At 31.0% G+C, this 16,844-nt stretch carries 15 protein-coding genes and 1 pseudogene; 12 read left to right on the forward strand and 4 right to left on the reverse strand.

The window, feature by feature from the left end; translation table 11 throughout:
• Nucleotides 1-242, forward strand: a pseudogene (locus ACKVOV_RS01630) (DoxX family protein); the annotation flags it as partial.
• 95 nt (nt 243-337) lie between these two features.
• On the opposite strand, the gene ACKVOV_RS01635 reads toward ACKVOV_RS01630, so the two are convergent.
• From ACKVOV_RS01635 to ACKVOV_RS01645, 3 genes are all read right to left on the reverse strand, one after another.
• Entirely contained in the window at nt 338-946 is a 609-nt protein-coding gene (locus tag ACKVOV_RS01635; protein WP_409205036.1) for a DNA-3-methyladenine glycosylase family protein, read from the reverse strand.
• A 240-nt stretch (nt 947-1,186) separates the two neighbouring features.
• A complete protein-coding gene (locus ACKVOV_RS01640) occupies nt 1,187-3,679 on the reverse strand; it encodes a DUF5686 family protein (protein ID WP_409205037.1) in 2,493 nt (830 codons plus the stop codon).
• 183 nt (nt 3,680-3,862) lie between these two features.
• Nucleotides 3,863-4,840, reverse strand: a complete 978-nt coding sequence (locus ACKVOV_RS01645; RefSeq protein WP_409205038.1) for a pyruvate dehydrogenase complex E1 component subunit beta — start codon at nt 4,838-4,840, stop codon at nt 3,863-3,865.
• 200 nt (nt 4,841-5,040) lie between these two features.
• Between ACKVOV_RS01645 and ACKVOV_RS01650 the strand changes: the two genes are divergently transcribed.
• The 9 genes from ACKVOV_RS01650 to ACKVOV_RS01690 all read left to right on the forward strand — a co-directional run bounded on the left by ACKVOV_RS01650 (nt 5,041) and on the right by ACKVOV_RS01690 (nt 12,430).
• Nucleotides 5,041-5,787, forward strand: a complete 747-nt coding sequence (locus ACKVOV_RS01650) for an electron transfer flavoprotein subunit beta/FixA family protein (protein WP_409205039.1) — start codon at nt 5,041-5,043, stop codon at nt 5,785-5,787.
• A 90-nt stretch (nt 5,788-5,877) separates the two neighbouring features.
• Nucleotides 5,878-6,846 (forward strand): electron transfer flavoprotein subunit alpha/FixB family protein, encoded by a 969-nt coding sequence (locus ACKVOV_RS01655; protein WP_409205040.1) that lies wholly within the window; start codon nt 5,878-5,880, stop codon nt 6,844-6,846.
• 208 nt (nt 6,847-7,054) lie between these two features.
• Complete coding sequence (locus ACKVOV_RS01660; RefSeq protein ID WP_409205041.1) at nt 7,055-7,678, forward strand: bifunctional nuclease domain-containing protein; 624 nt, start codon at nt 7,055-7,057, stop codon at nt 7,676-7,678.
• Nucleotides 7,679-7,761: 83 nt separating this feature from the next.
• Complete coding sequence (locus tag ACKVOV_RS01665) at nt 7,762-8,586, forward strand: thymidylate synthase (protein WP_409205042.1); 825 nt, start codon at nt 7,762-7,764, stop codon at nt 8,584-8,586.
• A 19-nt stretch (nt 8,587-8,605) separates the two neighbouring features.
• The gene (locus tag ACKVOV_RS01670; RefSeq protein WP_409205043.1) at nt 8,606-9,568 is read left to right on the forward strand and encodes an alpha/beta hydrolase family esterase; all 963 of its coding nucleotides are present in this window, start codon (nt 8,606-8,608) and stop codon (nt 9,566-9,568) included.
• 83 nt (nt 9,569-9,651) lie between these two features.
• Nucleotides 9,652-9,981 (forward strand): 2TM domain-containing protein, encoded by a 330-nt coding sequence (locus ACKVOV_RS01675; RefSeq protein ID WP_409205044.1) that lies wholly within the window; start codon nt 9,652-9,654, stop codon nt 9,979-9,981.
• A complete protein-coding gene (locus ACKVOV_RS01680; protein WP_409205045.1) occupies nt 9,981-10,466 on the forward strand; it encodes a dihydrofolate reductase in 486 nt (161 codons plus the stop codon). Before ACKVOV_RS01675 ends, ACKVOV_RS01680 begins: the two co-directional genes overlap by 1 nt.
• A gap of 513 nt (nt 10,467-10,979) precedes the next feature.
• The gene (ubiE, locus tag ACKVOV_RS01685; RefSeq protein WP_409205046.1) at nt 10,980-11,711 is read left to right on the forward strand and encodes a bifunctional demethylmenaquinone methyltransferase/2-methoxy-6-polyprenyl-1,4-benzoquinol methylase UbiE; all 732 of its coding nucleotides are present in this window, start codon (nt 10,980-10,982) and stop codon (nt 11,709-11,711) included.
• An 8-nt stretch (nt 11,712-11,719) separates the two neighbouring features.
• Nucleotides 11,720-12,430, forward strand: coding sequence for a porin family protein (locus tag ACKVOV_RS01690; RefSeq protein WP_409205047.1), 711 nt, complete (start codon nt 11,720-11,722; stop codon nt 12,428-12,430).
• Here the strand turns inward: ACKVOV_RS01690 and ACKVOV_RS01695 are convergent.
• The gene (locus ACKVOV_RS01695; protein WP_409205048.1) at nt 12,427-13,155 is read right to left on the reverse strand and encodes a TrmH family RNA methyltransferase; all 729 of its coding nucleotides are present in this window, start codon (nt 13,153-13,155) and stop codon (nt 12,427-12,429) included. The two genes, ACKVOV_RS01690 and ACKVOV_RS01695, sit on opposite strands and share 4 nt — an antisense overlap.
• 36 nt (nt 13,156-13,191) lie before the next feature.
• Between ACKVOV_RS01695 and ACKVOV_RS01700 the strand changes: the two genes are divergently transcribed.
• Together ACKVOV_RS01700 and fbaA are read left to right on the forward strand one after the other, a co-directional pair.
• Nucleotides 13,192-15,726: a BamA/TamA family outer membrane protein gene (locus ACKVOV_RS01700; RefSeq protein ID WP_409205049.1), complete on the forward strand. Its 2,535-nt coding sequence runs from the start codon at nt 13,192-13,194 to the stop codon at nt 15,724-15,726.
• 40 nt (nt 15,727-15,766) lie between these two features.
• Entirely contained in the window at nt 15,767-16,834 is a 1,068-nt protein-coding gene (fbaA, locus tag ACKVOV_RS01705; RefSeq protein WP_409205050.1) for a class II fructose-bisphosphate aldolase, read from the forward strand.
• Nucleotides 16,835-16,844: the final 10 nt, after the last annotated feature.

The raw sequence follows: 16,844 nt of genomic DNA on the forward strand, positions 1-16,844 counted from the left end.
TTTTTGCCGAATTAGTTTGTAGTTTATTTCTAATACTCGGGTTGTTTTCTCGTTTTAGCCTTTTTGTTTTAATGTTTTGTATGGGTTACATTTTCTTGGTAGTTTTCCCAATGTCTATTATAAATCAGGGACAAAACGGAATGGAATTTAATCCTGCTTTTGTTTATTTTACAATTTACTTAGGATTGCTTTTTACTGGTGTTGGAAAATACAGTCTAGATTCGAAATTTTTTAGTAAATAAAAAATAACGACAACATAATTTACACATTTAATAACCTAAATAAAGTAGTAAGGTTACATTCTATTAAGTAGAATGTAACCTACAATAAATCTATTTTAATACTGATAAGTAATTTTTCGATTTCGTTTTTGCAAATAATGATGCCATAATAAAAATGTTGCCATAGAACGATATGGCGACCACTTTTGCGTATAAATTTCCATTTCTTGTTTATCCTGAATCTGAAATAATTCTTTAATTGTATTTACAACAGCAACATCTCCTAGTGGAATAATATCTTTTTCTTGCAAGCTGAACATTAAATACACATCGATTGTCCAGTTGCCTATTCCTTTTATTTTAATCAGTTCTTTTCGGACTTCTTGCGCCGTTTTGTTAGGTAAACTTTCTAAAATAACTTGTTTGCCTAGAATAGCCTCCGAGAGGCATTTGATGTATTTAGTTTTTTGTCGACTTACACCACATTCTCTATATTCTTCGTCGCAAAATGACAATAGGTTTTGAGGCTTAAAATCTTGAACTTTATTTTTTAATTTTAAATAAGTCGCTTTTGCAGAGTCGATAGAAACTTGTTGCTCGAGAATTAGCAATGATAAAGTCTCAAAACCTTGTGGTCGTGAAGGAATTACTGGAATTCCGTATTGGTCGATTATGGTTTTGAAAATTGTATCTTTTTCCGATAGATAATTGATAGCTTGTTGCATGATTTATTTCAACGTTTATTATTCAAAATTCGTTGTTTTAAATTCAATATTTTTAAAATTTAGACAACGAATTTTAAATTTTGAACAATGTTCCTTTTGAATCATCCTGTTGATTCTAGCCCAGATTGAAATGAAAATCCTTTATTTTTTTCCTTTAAAAAAATAAAGATTATTCACTTAATGTTTATTTTAATTGGAGTTCCGTGAACTTCGTTTGTAGTGCAAAGCTGGAAAAAGCTCCTAAAAATAAAAACCGAACGAACCTTTTACAGTAAATCTTTTGGCCTCAGGAAGTTCTAAATAACTGCCTCGCCATGCAAAATCTATACGAAATACTTTGAAAATATTTCCTATTCCCGCATGATATTCCCAGTAGCCATTTGTTGGTGCTTGATAATTTAATCCAGAAGCATTTATGGCTCTATTCTGTTCGGAAACGTTTCCGTAAACTGCTTTTACACCTACAATTTCTCTCCAATTTAATTTTTTCATAAATGGAATTCTGGAGAAAATTCGCCCATTGAAATGTTGTTCTAAATGCAATGAAGCATACTGATCTGTTACGAATTCGTAATAATTCATCAAATTATAAGTGTTGTCTATCACAAAATAAGACTGATTTCCTGGAACTACGGCAAGCAATCCTAATGGCACTGTACCAAATACTTTTCCTACTTCGAACGTTGAAAATAATCGTCCCATTCCGCCCATATATATAGGTTGACGGTAATATAATTGCAGTTTTTGGTACTCGAAATCGCTATTAAAAATACCTTTAAAACCTTGGCTATAGTTTACAAATACTCGAGAATAATTATTATCTACTTCTAATCGTTCGACGCCGTAACCTACTGTTTTCCTATTGGGTGTAAAATCTATTCCTATTGTTGTTTCGGCTTGTTTTACATCAGCTTTTATTGTTCCATTTGGATTAGTAGCACTTGGCAAGTCTGTGTAATAATCTAAACTAAAGGTTGAAGATGCGGATTGCAGGGTTCTATATGAAAATCCTGTTTGAAAAATTAAATCTTTTACAGGTTCTATTTCTGCTGAAAAGGAGCTTAAATTTACATTTGTTAATTTACTATTATCTCCACTTGCAAAAAATGAAGAAGATGCAAAACTTCGACCTAGCACATCGTTTGAAGTGGTTAAACTTACACCTATTTGCTCTACATCACGACGATTTCCTCCAGAAAGTATGATTCGATTTTTCTTGTCAATCATCCATTTTCCTGAAATACCGTACTTAAATTTATTGTCTTTAAATCCGTATGCTGTATAAGCCTGTATACGCCAAGGATCATTTGTACCAAAATAGGTTCTTCCCCCTACTCTTAGTCTTTGTCCTTCAACATCATTATACCCAAATATTGAAAAAATTGGACCATAATCTATAAATCCTTTGTTTATATAGCCACTTCCAAGTATAGAAACAATATTATATAATTGTTTGAATTTTTTGACTGTTTTTAGCGTGTCGAGCATTTTATAAACTCCAGCTTCATCTTTGTTTAGTGATTCTCCACGATTTTCTTGCCAAAACTCATCAGATTTCTTATAAACTGTTTGATCATAATTATTTACATCTTCTTTGTAAAATTTATCTGGTTTTACTTCATTAAATTTATGATCACTATATAGAGTTGTTCTTTTTCCGTAAACTCCTTTCGATTTTTCTTTTTTGTTTAATGCAAAATCTGACATCATGTGATCTCGTTTTAAAAGAAAAACAGAATCGTTTAGCACATCAAATTCTTGTTCTATATAAATATCTTTTACCCAGTTTATGTTTGCACTTTTTGAAGCTGTAAGGTTTATTTTCTTAATAGCAAACGTGGTGTCATTTACCCAAAAATCTCCTTTAAAAGTCAGTTCATTTTTTCTGCGTGGATAAAAAACAATGTTATAACACCATTTTTTATCTATAAATGTACTATCGCTTAAAACATAATTATAAGTGTTAATTCCCGTTTTAGATAATGGACTAACAAAGTTTTTATCGAAGAAATTAAGGTAATTGTTATAAATATCATATTCTGAGTACAAATCTTTTATAAATGTATCAACTCCATTTCCTTCCCCAATTCCTGAATTTTTGTTTGCTTTAAGAATCTCTTTTGTCTTTCCTGTTGTGTTGTCTCCATAAACTTCAGATAATGACTCATTTATAAAAATTGGCAAATATGTTTTTCCTGTAATTTTTGATGTATCTACTTGTTTAAAAATAAATTCTAATCCTTTGAAAACTCTATTTTTCATAAAAGCAGAATCGATAGTGTTCATATCAAACTCTACTTTCTCATATTTATTCATCTGATATTGATTGAACTGATGCAAACCATTTTTACGTTTGCGTTCCCATATCTTTCTAAGAATATCAAGCGCTGGATTATTTTTTTTAGATGTTTTTCCTGAAAATATTTTAACTTCTTCTAGCGTATTTGCTGCTGCAAAAGAAATTTTCATATTATAATTTACTGCTTTTGTAAGAATAACTTCTTTGGCTTCAAAACCCACATAAGAAACCATTAAAATTTTTCTATCAGATTCAGATTCTAAATAAAACCTTCCATTTTCGTCAGATGTTACACATTCTCTAGTTCCTTTAAAACATACATTTGCATAAGGAACTGTTCCGTTCATGTCATCATATATAACTCCACTTACTTTAGTTTGCGCTATATTACTTATTGAAAGTAAAAAAAAGAAGATTATAAATATTTTTTTCATAAGTAGATAATATTTGTTTTTTATTGAATATGGTATATTTATGAGGAAATCCTCGTTTTAATTCGTGATTTAATCATCATAAATATTTCATAAACATCGTAAATAAAAAACTTCATCATTAACTGATGAAGTTTCAAATATAGTTATTTTATTAATTGACAATTAACAAATAATAATTGTCAATTATTTATACATTACTTTTTTAACTGCTTTTACAACATCTTGCGCATTAGGCAACCATTCTTTTAACAAAGTTGGCGAATATGGCGCAGGTGTATCAGCTGTTGTGATTCTTTGTATTGGCGCATCAAGAAAATCGAAAGCGCGTTCTTGTACAATATAAGTAATCTCTGAAGCTACAGAAGCAAAAGGCCAAGCCTCTTCTAAAACTACTAATCTATTTGTTTTTTTAACAGAAGTTAAAATAGTTTCATAATCCATTGGGCGAACAGTTCGTAGATCGATAATTTCGCATGAAATACCTTCTTTTTCTAATTCGTCGGCAGCAATATGAGCTTCCTTGATGATTTTTCCAAAAGAAACGATAGTAACATCAGTTCCTGCTCTTTTTATATCAGCAACACCAAGTGGAATAATATAATCTCCTTCCGGTACTTCTCCCTTGTCTCCGTACATTTGCTCTGATTCCATAAAAATAACTGGATCATTATCGCGAATAGCTGCTTTTAGTAACCCTTTTGCATCATAAACAGTACTCGGTACAACAACTTTTAGTCCCGGAGTATTAGCAAACCAGTTTTCGAAAGCTTGTGAATGTGTTGCTCCCAATTGTCCTGCCGAAGCAGTTGGTCCACGAAAAACCATTGGCATAGGAAATTGTCCCGCACTCATTTGACGCATTTTTGCTGCGTTATTGATGATCTGATCGATACCTACTAACGAAAAATTGAAAGTCATATACTCGACAATAGGACGACAACCATTCATCGCAGATCCTACTGCAATACCAGCAAAACCAAGTTCTGCAATTGGTGTATCGATAACTCTTTTTGCTCCAAATTCGTCTAACATTCCTTTTGAAGCTTTGTAAGCACCGTTATATTCGGCAACTTCTTCTCCCATTAAGTAAACTGATTCGTCGCGACGCATTTCTTCACTCATCGCTTCACAAATGGCTTCTCTAAATTGTATCGTTCTCATATATTTTTTATGTATATCTGTAAAATTGAACAGCAAAAGTAAAAATTAAAAATCATATAAAAGCATAATTATCTATTGATACTTCAATTTATTAAAATAATCATTTCGAAAACGAAATAGTTTTAAAAAAATATTATGCGCGCATAGTATATTATTTAAAATAATATCATATTTTTGTGTTTCAATTTAAGACACAGCATATGAAAATATTAGTTTGCATCAGCCACGTTCCTGATACTACTTCAAAAATTAATTTTACCAATGGTGATTCAGAATTCGATACCAATGGTGTACAATTTGTAATTAACCCAAATGACGAATTTGGTTTAACAAGAGCCATCTGGTTCCAAGAACAACAGGGTGCAAACGTAACTGTTGTAAATGTTGGAGGTCCAGATACTGAGCCTACTCTAAGAAAAGCATTGGCTATTGGTGCTAACGAAGCGATTCGTATTAATGCAAATCCAACCGATGGTTTTTTTGTAGCAAAACAACTAGCAGAAGTAATAAAAACTGGAGGTTATGACCTTGTTATTGCTGGTAAAGAATCATTAGATTACAATGGCGGAATGGTTCCTGGTATGATTGCTGGAATATTAGGTATGAATTTTGTAAATTCTTGTACAGAATTAAATATCGATGGAACTACTGCAAAAGCATCTCGTGAAATTGACGGTGGAAAAGAAATCGTTTCAACCACTTTACCATTAATAGTTGGCGGTCAAAAAGGGCTGGTAGAAGAAAAAGATTTACGTATTCCAAACATGAGAGGAATTATGACTGCAAGAACTAAAGCATTAACAATTCTTGAGCCTATTAGCGCAGCGTCAGAAACTAAAGCAATTAAATTTGAAAAGCCAGCAGCAAAATCGGCGGTAAAATTAATAAGTCCTGACAATTTAGATGAATTAATCAACTTATTACACAACGAAGCGAAAGTAATCTAACCGTCAAAAGTAGAATGTCAAAAGTAGAAAGAAATAACAACTTTTCTTTAAGACTTATGACTTTAAAACTTATGACTTAAATAAAAAATTATGTCAATATTAATATACGCAGAATCTGCAGAAGGAAAATTTAAAAAAGTAGCTTTCGAGTTAGTTTCTTATGCTAAAAAAATCGCAGAAACAACAGGACAAACTGTTACAGCTATAACTGTAAACATGAATGATGTTTCAGAACTTGGAAAATACGGAGTAAATAAAGTATTAAAAATTACCAATGACAAGTTGGCTAATTTTACAGCAAAAGCTTATGCTGATGCTATCAAACAAGCTGCTCAAAAAGAAAATGCAAAATTAGTTTTATTATCTTCATCGACAGATAGTTTGTATCTTGCTCCATTAGTATCGGTATCACTTGATGCAGGTTTTGCTTCAAATGTTACAGGATTACCAGTAAGCATGTCTCCTTTTCAAGTAAAAAGAACTGCTTTCTCTAACAAAGCATTCAATATTACTGAAATAAATACAGACATAAAAGTATTGTGTTTAAGTAAAAACTCTTATGGAATTTTTGAAAATTCTGGTTCAGCAACTGCCGAAGATTTCGCTCCAAGTATTTCTGATGCCGATTTTGGTGTCAAAGTAGAATCAGTAGAAAAAGGTTCAGGGAAAGTAACCATTGCTGATGCTGACGTTGTGGTTTCAGGTGGTCGTGGAATGAAAGGTCCAGAAAATTGGGGATTAATCGAAGATTTAGCAGCTGTTCTTGGTGCTGCGACTGCTTGTTCTAAACCAGTTTCTGACTTAGGGTGGAGACCTCATAGTGAACACGTAGGACAAACTGGAAAACCCGTAGCAACTAATTTATATATTGCTGTAGGAATTTCTGGAGCTATTCAGCACATTGCAGGAATCAATTCATCAAAAGTAAAAGTAGTTATTAATTCTGATGCAGATGCGCCTTTCTTCAAAGTTGCTGATTATGGGATCGTAGGTGATGCTTTCGATATTTTACCAAGATTAACCGAAAAATTAAAAGCTTTTAAAGCACAAAATAGCTAGTTTTCAATTAGAAAATTACAATCCACAAAAACTATCTAATTATTTTATTAGATAGTTTTTTCTTTTTAGAAGCAAAAGTTTTTTGTTACTTTGCAATACAAAATTTAGGCTTTTTAATAAGTCTTTATAAATAATAGCTTTTGATTTTAAAAATCTAAAATCAGATCCAAGCGGCAGCGAGTTGGCGAAGCAAATCTAAAATCCAAAAATGAGTTTAGTAAAACTAACAATAAAAGGAATATCATACAGTCAGACACAAAATGGTGCTTATGCACTTATTTTGAATGAAGTAGATGGCGATCGAAAATTACCAATCGTAATTGGCGCTTTCGAAGCACAATCAATCGCGATTGCTTTGGAAAAAGAAATAAAACCACCTCGCCCACTCACTCACGATTTATTTAAAACCTTTGCCGATAGATTTGACATCGTAATCAAACAAGTTATTATTCATAAATTAGTAGATGGTGTTTTTTATTCCAGTATGATTTGCGAACGTGACAAAATTGAAGAAATTATCGATGCGAGAACTTCTGATGCGATTGCTTTAGCATTGCGTTTTAATGCTCCCATTTTTACTTACAAAAACATATTAGACAAAGCGGGTATTTTTCTAAAAATAAATCCAGATTCAGAAAATCCAGAACATGATTTAGATAGCGTTCTTTCGTCGACAGAACCATTTTTGGAAGAAGAAAGTAACGATAGTAAGAATTTGTTTGCAAAACACAGCTTATCCGAACTTCATGAAATGTTAGAAACTGCAGTAAATGATGAAGATTACGAAAAAGCAGCCAAAATAAGAGACGAAATCTCGAAAAGAGAACTGTAATAGTTTAATCGTGAATTTGTTTAATCGTTTAACCGCTTTGCGAACCGATTAAACAAATAACCGAATAACCGAATAATCAAAAAATGAAGCAATATCTAGATTTAGTAAAACACGTTCTAGAAAACGGAACACAAAAAGGAGATAGAACAGGAACTGGAACAAAAAGTGTTTTTGGTTACCAGATGCGTTTCGATCTTGCCGAAGGTTTTCCTATGGTTACAACCAAAAAGCTGCATTTAAAATCTATTATTCATGAATTGCTTTGGTTCCTAAAAGGAGAAACCAACATTGCTTATCTTCAAGAAAACGGAGTAAAAATTTGGGATGATTGGGCTAATGAAAATGGCGAATTAGGACCCGTTTACGGACACCAATGGCGCAATTGGAATAGCGAAGAAATTGACCAAATCACAGAGCTAATTGAAACCTTAAAAACAAATCCAAATAGTCGTAGAATGCTCGTTTCTGCTTGGAATCCTTCGGTTTTGCCAGATACTACAAAATCATTTGCAGAAAATGTTGCCAACGGAAAAGTAGCTTTACCACCTTGTCATGCTTTTTTTCAGTTTTATGTTTCAGAAGGGAAATTATCTTGTCAGTTGTATCAGCGTAGTGCCGATATTTTCTTAGGAGTTCCTTTTAATATTGCTTCTTATGCCCTATTTACAATGATGATTGCTCAAGTTTGCGATTTACAAGTAGGGGAATTCATTCACACTTTTGGAGACGCACACATTTATAACAATCATTTCGAACAAGTCGAATTACAATTATCACGTGAGCCGAAACCATTACCTAAAATGATTTTGAATCCTGAAGTAAAAAATATTTTCGATTTTAAATTTGATGATTTTACGCTTGAGGGTTACGAAGCACATGCACATATAAAAGGAGCAGTTGCAGTTTAAACAACTAAATCCTAAAGCTATGAAACAATCTTATCTTCTTTTATTTTTAATACTATTTTTAAATAATATCTATAGTCAAAGCTTAATTGAGATTGAACATTTTGGAGAAAATCCAGGAAATCTTAAAATGTTTATTCACAACAACATCATCAAAGATTCAATAAAACCTCCTTTAGTTATTGTGCTTCATGGCTGTAGCCAGAATGCAAAAAATGTTTCCGAATTAACTGGCTGGAATAAATTAGCCGATTTAAATAATTTTGTTGTTTTATATCCGCAACAAAAGATATTAAACAATCCTTCATTATGTTTTAACTGGTTTAGAAACAATGATATTGAAAAAAACAAAGGAGAGTGTGAATCTATTTATGAGATGATTGCTTTTGCAAAAAAACAATACAATATAGACAGTAATCGCATATACATAACAGGCCTTTCTGCTGGAGGCTTCATGAGTGTGGCTATGATTGCAACGCATCCAGAATTATTTCAAAGTGCTGCCATATTTGCTGGAGGAGCTTATAAAATAGCAACAAATCCTTTTGCCGCTATTCAAGCAATGTCTAGTAAAGATGATGTTGATCAGAAAAAATTAATTAATAATATCAAAGAACAAAACCCAAATTTTACTGGCCCATTTCCTATCTTATTGATATATCAAGGATTGAACGATAAAATTGTAAATCCAAAAAATGCCTTGTCATTAGTAAATCAATGGGCTGGCATTAATAATATTGATTCAATTCCTGATAATACAGAATATTTTTATTTGGGAATTAATGATATAACGAGAATGACATATAATGATTCTTTAGGGAAACCAAAAATATTTTTGTACGAGGTAGCAAATTTAGGTCATCAATTAATGATAAAACCAGGAGATAAAGACGACGAAGGAGGAAGCATGAGAAATTTTGCAGTAAACAAAGGCTATCATTCGACTTATCAAACCGCAAAAGAATTTGGGATTTTATTAAAATAAAACTTTTCAGACAAGTAGACAAGAAATAAATCTATATTAAATTCCAAAAAAAATCTTACCTTTAAATCCGTAAAACAACATTTATGGATACCAACCAACACGAACAATACGAATATGCTAGACAACGTTTGGTGCAAAAAAAACGACTGTATTATCATTTTGTTTTTTTTGTATTGCTAAGTATATTTTCTATAATTATTAATAAATTATTAGGTGTTTACCCAGAAACACATTGGTTTTTGTGGGTAATTACCATTTTAAGCTTCTTATTTGTATTACATTTTATTCGGGTTTTTATTACTGATAGTTTTATGAACAAAAATTGGGAACGTACACAAATTGACAAACTTATTGCAAAACAAGAACGAAAAATAGAGCAACTACAAAAAGATTTAGACCAAAATAATAATTAATGATTACAATTATTGCAGCTGCTGGCGAGAACAACGAATTAGGAAAAGACAATCAAATAATTTGGCACTTGCCCGATGATTTCAAAAGATTTAAAGCTATAACTTCAGGTCATTATATTGTAATGGGAAGAAAAACTTTTGAAAGTTTCCCAAAACCATTACCCAATAGAACACACGTTATAATTACTCGAAACAAAAACTACAATGTTCCTGAAGGCTGTTTTGTGGTCGATTCTATCGAAAACGCTATAGCTATTTGCCCTGAAAATGAAACTATTTTTATTATTGGTGGCGGAGAGATTTACAAACAATCTATAAATATGGCTGATTGTATAGAACTAACTCGTGTGCATAATACTTTTGACGCTGATGCTTTTTTCCCAACAATAGATTTAACAAAATGGGAATTAGTCTCTTCCCAATTTCATGATAAAGACGAGAAACATGATTATTCTTTTGCTTTTGAAACTTATAAAATAGTTTAGTCACAAAAAAAACACTTCAAAAATGAAGTGTCTTTTGCCCTAATAAATAATTTTGATAAAAATCTAATTCGACAGTCAAAATCTATTTTGCTTTTTATTGTTTAACCAAAGTTATATAAGCCAATAAAAAGAGGAGAAAAATATCTAAAGTTTCACTTCCAAATACCACTAAGAAAGTATGAAACTAAAATTTCCAAAAACAAATTTAACCAAAGAACGTTTGTGCACTTTAAAATCAATTGAAAAAGAATCAATTGTCGACTCTGAATGAAGAAATATAACAAATTGTGCAATTCATTATATTAATCTAAGATCATTAGATAACAACCATCAAAAGAACTTTATTAGATTATAAATTTAAAAAAACACTTAAAACCTCACAATACCAGATATTTGGTATTTTTACATGTAACCAATTTTAGTTAGAAAGGCGACTAAGAAGTTTAATTTACCGATGACTTACCATTTTCTAAACATTCGGAATTTAGTTTTATATTTGCTGAAATATTTTTTATGTCTATTAGCACAAAACCATACAAAGACTCTGAACTTGGGAAAAAAGAACAGGTCGCAAAAATGTTCGATACCATTTCATCAAAATATGACAATCTGAATAGAGTTATCTCTTTTGGTGTTGATGTAAAATGGCGCAAAAAAATCCTGAAAATGATTGCTGCTAAAAATCCTAACAGCATTCTCGATATTGCTACTGGAACAGGTGACTTAGCTATATTATTATCTAATACGGATGCTAAAAAAATTATAGGTTTAGACATCTCGGCAGGAATGCTCGAGGTGGGAAAACAAAAAATAGCAGACAGAAATTTATCTAACAAAATAGAAATGATTCTTGGAGATTCAGAAAAAATGCCTTTTGATGACAATGCTTTCGATGCTGTAACTGTTGCTTTTGGCATTAGAAATTTTGAAAATCTGGAAAAAGGTCTAACCGAAATATTGCGTGTACTAAAACCAAATGGCATTTTCGTTATTTTAGAAACATCGGTTCCTGAGAAATTTCCTTTTAAGCAAGGTTATCGTTTTTATACTAAAAATATTTTACCTATTATTGGTAAAATGTTTTCTAAAGACAAAGTAGCTTACCAATATTTATCAGATTCTGCTTCTATTTTTCCTTATGGCGAAAAACTAAACAATATTTTACAAAAAATTGGGTTTATAGAAATAAAGCATCTACCTCAAACGTTTGGAGTAGCAACAATATATTCAGCTTCTAAAAAATAAGATTCACAATGAGTAAAAAACTCTTATTAATATTACTAATTATAACTTCATTTGTTAGCAATGCTCAGGTATTTAGCAGAAGTATGTTTGCTAAAAATGCACTTGTAAATCTTGAAAATTTCGATAAACAAAGGGTGTATTTTGGTTTTTATCTAGGTTTTAATAATTATGATTTTAAAATTGATAAAAAATATGATGACGAAGATATAATCGTAGATAGTCAAACAGGATTTAATGTGGGTTTAATAACCGACTTACGTCTTACCGAATTCATTAACCTTCGTTTCGAACCAGGTTTATCTTATGGTCAACGAAATTTACATTTTCCTCATATTACAGACAAAGTTGATGCGCTTCGTGAGGTAAAAACGACTAATATACATTTTCCTTTACTACTTAAGTTTTCATCAAAAAGAATTGGAAATGTTAGACCTTATGTACTTGGCGGTATTTCGTCGGACATGAACTTATCTAGTAATGCCGATTCACCAGATGATAATTCGAGTAATAGATTCAGAATGACTAAAAGCACTAGTAATTATGAAATGGGACTCGGAATAGATTTATATTTTGAATACTTTAAATTTTCACCTTCAATTAGAGGAATCTTTGGTATGAAAAACGAGTTGATTTCAGATAAAGATCCGAATAGTCCTTGGACAGGAAATATAGACCAAATTAGAACTAGAGGTATTTTTATAAATTTTGCCTTTCATTAACAAGTTCTCCTAAATTCACTTAAAACAATTGCTGTAGCACTTGCAACATTAAGGCTTTCCGTGAGTTGTAAGTTCCCAAAACGAGGAATGGTGATTTTTTGCGTTATTTGTTCTTCTATTATTTTAGAAATCCCATTAGCTTCATTACCCAAAACTATAATTCCAGAAGTTGGCAATTGCTTTTTATAAATATTCTCACCACCCATAAAAGTTCCAAAAATCTGTGATTTCGATTTTGCCAAATAAAGTTTTAAATCTACATAAGAAATATTAACTCTAGCTACTGACCCCATTGTAGCTTGGACTACTTTAGGATTATAAACATCGACAGTTTGCTCAGAGCATATAATTTGAGAAATTCCAAACCAATCACATAATCTTATTATTGTTCCTAAATTTCCTGGATCACGAATATCATCTAGAGCAACTATCAATCCTTCATTTTCAATTTCATTTTCTTGCGGAATTTTAAAAATTGCCAAACAATCATTTGCAGTAGTTAATGCAGTTATTTTTTTTAAATCAGAATCGGAAATAATTGTTTTTTTTGACTCTAAAACCTCAGGAAACATTGGTTTAGTTACATATAAATTCTCTAATTCGAAATTAGAGCGCAACAATTCCTCAATTACTTTTACTCCTTCTGCAAGAAATAATTGATGTTGTTTTCGGTATTTTTTTTGAACCAAACTCGTTATAAGTTTTATTTGGTTTTTACTAACCATAAAAAAGTGTATTTTTGAAGTAAATTTTGGAATCGTTTGAACAATATTAATACAAAAATATCATTATTTATTCTAATTTCGGTACTTATTACTGCCTGCGATGTGGTAAAAAAAGTTCCCGACGAAAAATACTTACTAATTAAAAATGAAATTTTAGTAAACGAGAGGAAAAACTCTGAAGATGTTATTGTTTCTCAGCTAGTACAACAACCCAATACATCGCTTCTTGGATATAAACTTAGGCTAAACATGTATAATTTAGCTAAGAATAATACTGATTCTATTTTTAAGGCAAAGTACACAGCCAATCCTGCTAAATACAAAAGAAAAGCAAAATGGCTTTCAAAAAAACAAGTTGATCGATTAGGACAGTCTTTTTGGTATTCTGGTTGGCATAGTTTTTTGAGACGAACTGGCGAACCTCCTGTCATAATAGATACATTAAAAACAAAAAGATCTATAAAACGATTGAAAGCATATTATTTTAACCATGGTTATTTTGATACTGAAGCGAAGTTTAAAATAAATTATTTAGAAAAAAAACGAGGTGAAATAAGTTATACTGTAATAACCGGAAAACCAACATTCTTAGATACTATATCGTATGATATTGAAACTCCAGCATTAGATTCTTTGTATATGTCTTCTAAATCTAAATCATTTATAAAACAAGGTCAACAATATAAATTGGACAACTTTAATGATGAACGTTCTAGAATTACATCTAATTTCAGGAATCATGGTGCATACTATTTTCAGCAACAAAGTATTAGTTTTGTAATTGACACTACTAGTAAAAAAGCACCTGTAAAACTTTCAATTGCCAATCAAGCAACAAAATTTGGCGATTCAGTAAAAAGCAAACCATATAAAATATATAAAATTGGTGCTGTTAACATTTTTACAACTGATTTAGATAACAAAAATCAAAAAAAAATTGCTGATAGTGCAACTTACAAAAATTTTAATCTTTATAGTACAGACAAATTAAGATATCGATCTAAAGCTATTACAGATGCTGTTTTTATTCAAAAAGACAGTTTGTATAGTGATGACAATAGAACATTAACCTTACGCTCTTTAAGCAACTTAAAAGTTTTTAATTATCCGAGTATACAGTTTGTAGAAGATACACTGACACAAACTCTAAAAACAAATATCTATTTAACTTCAAAATCAAAATATAACCTCAGGCCAAGTCTAGATGTAACACATTCTAATATTCAAGATATAGGAATTTCGGGAGTTACATCACTTTCTATCCGAAATATTTTTAGAGGTGCCGAAATATTAGAATTGGGATTAAGAGGAAATATAGGATCTTCTAAAGGATCATCTAGTCCTGACAATAAATTTTTTGATATCTTAGAAATTGGAGCCGATATGCGATTAAGTTTTCCAAGATTATTTCTCCCATTTAAAACCGAGAGAATTATTCCAAAAAGCATGTTTCCTTCTAGTCTAATTAGTGCAGGATTTGCAAAGCAAAAAAACATAGGTTTAGATAAAGAAAGTTTTACAGCCGCCATAAATTATAATTGGACACCCAAAAAAAATGTAACTGCAAAATTTGATTTAGTTAACCTTCAATATATAAAAAATATTAATATTGATAACTATTTTAATGTTTACGGTTCTTCTTATAATAGACTAAATAATTTAGCTCGTACTTACGGCATTGTTAATGCCGACAGCAATCTAGGAATTGAGGATGGAAGTGCTGACATATTCATTAACAACACATTAAATAATACATATCCATTTCTAACCGCTTCAAATCCAGATTACAAAACTATAAAAAGCATTAAAGAGAGAAAAGATAGATTAACTGAAAATAACTTGATATTTGCTGGTAATTTTAGTTATTCAAAAGATTCAAAAACAGATTTTTTCGACAAGGAATTTTATAGTTTTAGAAGTAAAATTGAAGCAGCGGGTAATTTATTATCACTCGTGGCAAATCTTTCAAAACAACCAAGAAATAGTGATGGTACAAGAAGTATATTTGGTTTAGAATATTCTCAGTATGCAAAAGCAGAATTTGATTTTGTAAAAAATTGGGATTTAACAAATGGAAAAACAGTAGCTGTGAGAAGTTTCTTTGGAATTGCAATTCCATATGGCAACTCTAAATCTATTCCTTTTTCTAGAAGTTATTTTGCAGGAGGTTCTAACGACAATCGTGCATGGCAATCATATGGATTAGGTCCTGGAAGTTCTCTAGAATCATATGATTTTAATGAAGCAAATATGAAAATTGCGTTTAGTGCTGAATTTAGATACAAAATATTTGGAAATCTAAATGGTGCTTTTTTTGCAGATTGTGGTAATATTTGGAATGTCTTTGACAACGAACAAGATGAAGCTAAAGTTTTTTCAGGAATTTCATCTTTAAAAAACTTGGCATTAGGTACTGGATTAGGACTGAGATATGATTTTAAATTCTTTTTAGCTAGGCTAGATTTTGGTTTTAAAACCTACAATCCAGCAAAAGACGAAAACGAAAGATGGTTTAAAGAATTAAATTTAAGCAAAGCTGTTCCAAATATTGGTATAAATTATCCATTCTAAAAGTTAAATTAGTAATTTTGTAAATCTTAAATTTAAAAAAATGACACATAATATAAAATCAGGTGTAGCTACAGGTGATCAAGTTCAGGAAATTTTTAATTATGCCAAACATAAAGGATTTGCATTACCAGCAGTAAACGTAATAGGTTCAGACACTATAAATTGTGTAATAGAAACTGCAGCAAAACTAAATGCTCCTGTAATTATTCAGTTTTCAAATGGAGGAGCTCAATTTAATGCTGGAAAAGGATTATCCAACACTAACGAAAAATCTGCAATTGCTGGTGCAATTGCTGGTGCAAAACACATACATACTCTATCGGAATCTTATGGTGCAACAGTAATTTTACACACAGATCATTGTGCTAAAAAACTTTTGCCTTGGATTGACGGTTTATTAGATGCATCAGAAAAACATTTTGCAGAAACAGGAAAGCCATTATATTCTTCCCATATGATAGACTTATCTGAAGAACCTATTGAAGAAAATATTGAAATTTGCAAAACTTATTTGGCTAGAATGAGTAAAATGGGAATGACTCTCGAAATAGAATTAGGAATTACTGGAGGAGAAGAAGACGGTGTAGACAATTCTGATGTAGATAGTTCTAAACTATATACGCAACCAGAAGAAGTATGCTATGCTTATGAAGAATTACTTAAAATAAGTCCTCGTTTTACTATTGCTGCCTCTTTTGGAAATGTTCATGGTGTTTATAAACCTGGAAATGTAAAACTGACACCTAAAATCCTAAAAAATTCTCAAGACTATGTTCAAAACAAATTCAATACAGGTCATAATCCTGTAGATTTTGTTTTTCATGGTGGCTCAGGATCAACTCTAGAAGAAATTAGAGAAGCAATAGGTTATGGTGTTATAAAAATGAATATTGATACCGATTTACAATTTGCTTTTACCGAAGGAATTCGTGATTATATGGTAAAAAACATAGATTATCTAAAAACCCAAATAGGTAGTCCAGATGGATTTGATTCGCCTAACAAAAAACATTATGACCCAAGAAAATGGCTTCGTGAAGGAGAAATAACATTTAATAAAAGATTAGAACAGGCTTTTGCCGATTTGAATAACATTAATACACTATAAATTACGATTT

The organism is Flavobacterium sp. (genome assembly GCF_046153165.1).
Classification (GTDB): Bacteria; Bacteroidota; Bacteroidia; order Flavobacteriales; family Flavobacteriaceae; genus Flavobacterium.

What these genes read in the sequence shown, in the direction of transcription:
- ACKVOV_RS01635 (WP_409205036.1), bottom strand. Translation starts at nt 946, where the DNA reads ATGCAACAAGCTATCAATTATCTATCGGAAAAAGATACAATTTTCAAA.
- ACKVOV_RS01640 (WP_409205037.1), bottom strand. Translation starts at nt 3,679, where the DNA reads ATGAAAAAAATATTTATAATCTTCTTTTTTTTACTTTCAATAAGTAAT.
- ACKVOV_RS01645 (WP_409205038.1), bottom strand. Translation starts at nt 4,840, where the DNA reads ATGAGAACGATACAATTTAGAGAAGCCATTTGTGAAGCGATGAGTGAA.
- ACKVOV_RS01650 (WP_409205039.1), top strand. Translation starts at nt 5,041, where the DNA reads ATGAAAATATTAGTTTGCATCAGCCACGTTCCTGATACTACTTCAAAA.
- ACKVOV_RS01655 (WP_409205040.1), top strand. Translation starts at nt 5,878, where the DNA reads ATGTCAATATTAATATACGCAGAATCTGCAGAAGGAAAATTTAAAAAA.
- ACKVOV_RS01660 (WP_409205041.1), top strand. Translation starts at nt 7,055, where the DNA reads ATGAGTTTAGTAAAACTAACAATAAAAGGAATATCATACAGTCAGACA.
- ACKVOV_RS01665 (WP_409205042.1), top strand. Translation starts at nt 7,762, where the DNA reads ATGAAGCAATATCTAGATTTAGTAAAACACGTTCTAGAAAACGGAACA.
- ACKVOV_RS01670 (WP_409205043.1), top strand. Translation starts at nt 8,606, where the DNA reads ATGAAACAATCTTATCTTCTTTTATTTTTAATACTATTTTTAAATAAT.
- ACKVOV_RS01675 (WP_409205044.1), top strand. Translation starts at nt 9,652, where the DNA reads ATGGATACCAACCAACACGAACAATACGAATATGCTAGACAACGTTTG.
- ACKVOV_RS01680 (WP_409205045.1), top strand. Translation starts at nt 9,981, where the DNA reads ATGATTACAATTATTGCAGCTGCTGGCGAGAACAACGAATTAGGAAAA.
- ubiE (WP_409205046.1), top strand. Translation starts at nt 10,980, where the DNA reads ATGTCTATTAGCACAAAACCATACAAAGACTCTGAACTTGGGAAAAAA.
- ACKVOV_RS01690 (WP_409205047.1), top strand. Translation starts at nt 11,720, where the DNA reads ATGAGTAAAAAACTCTTATTAATATTACTAATTATAACTTCATTTGTT.
- ACKVOV_RS01695 (WP_409205048.1), bottom strand. Translation starts at nt 13,155, where the DNA reads ATGGTTAGTAAAAACCAAATAAAACTTATAACGAGTTTGGTTCAAAAA.
- fbaA (WP_409205050.1), top strand. Translation starts at nt 15,767, where the DNA reads ATGACACATAATATAAAATCAGGTGTAGCTACAGGTGATCAAGTTCAG.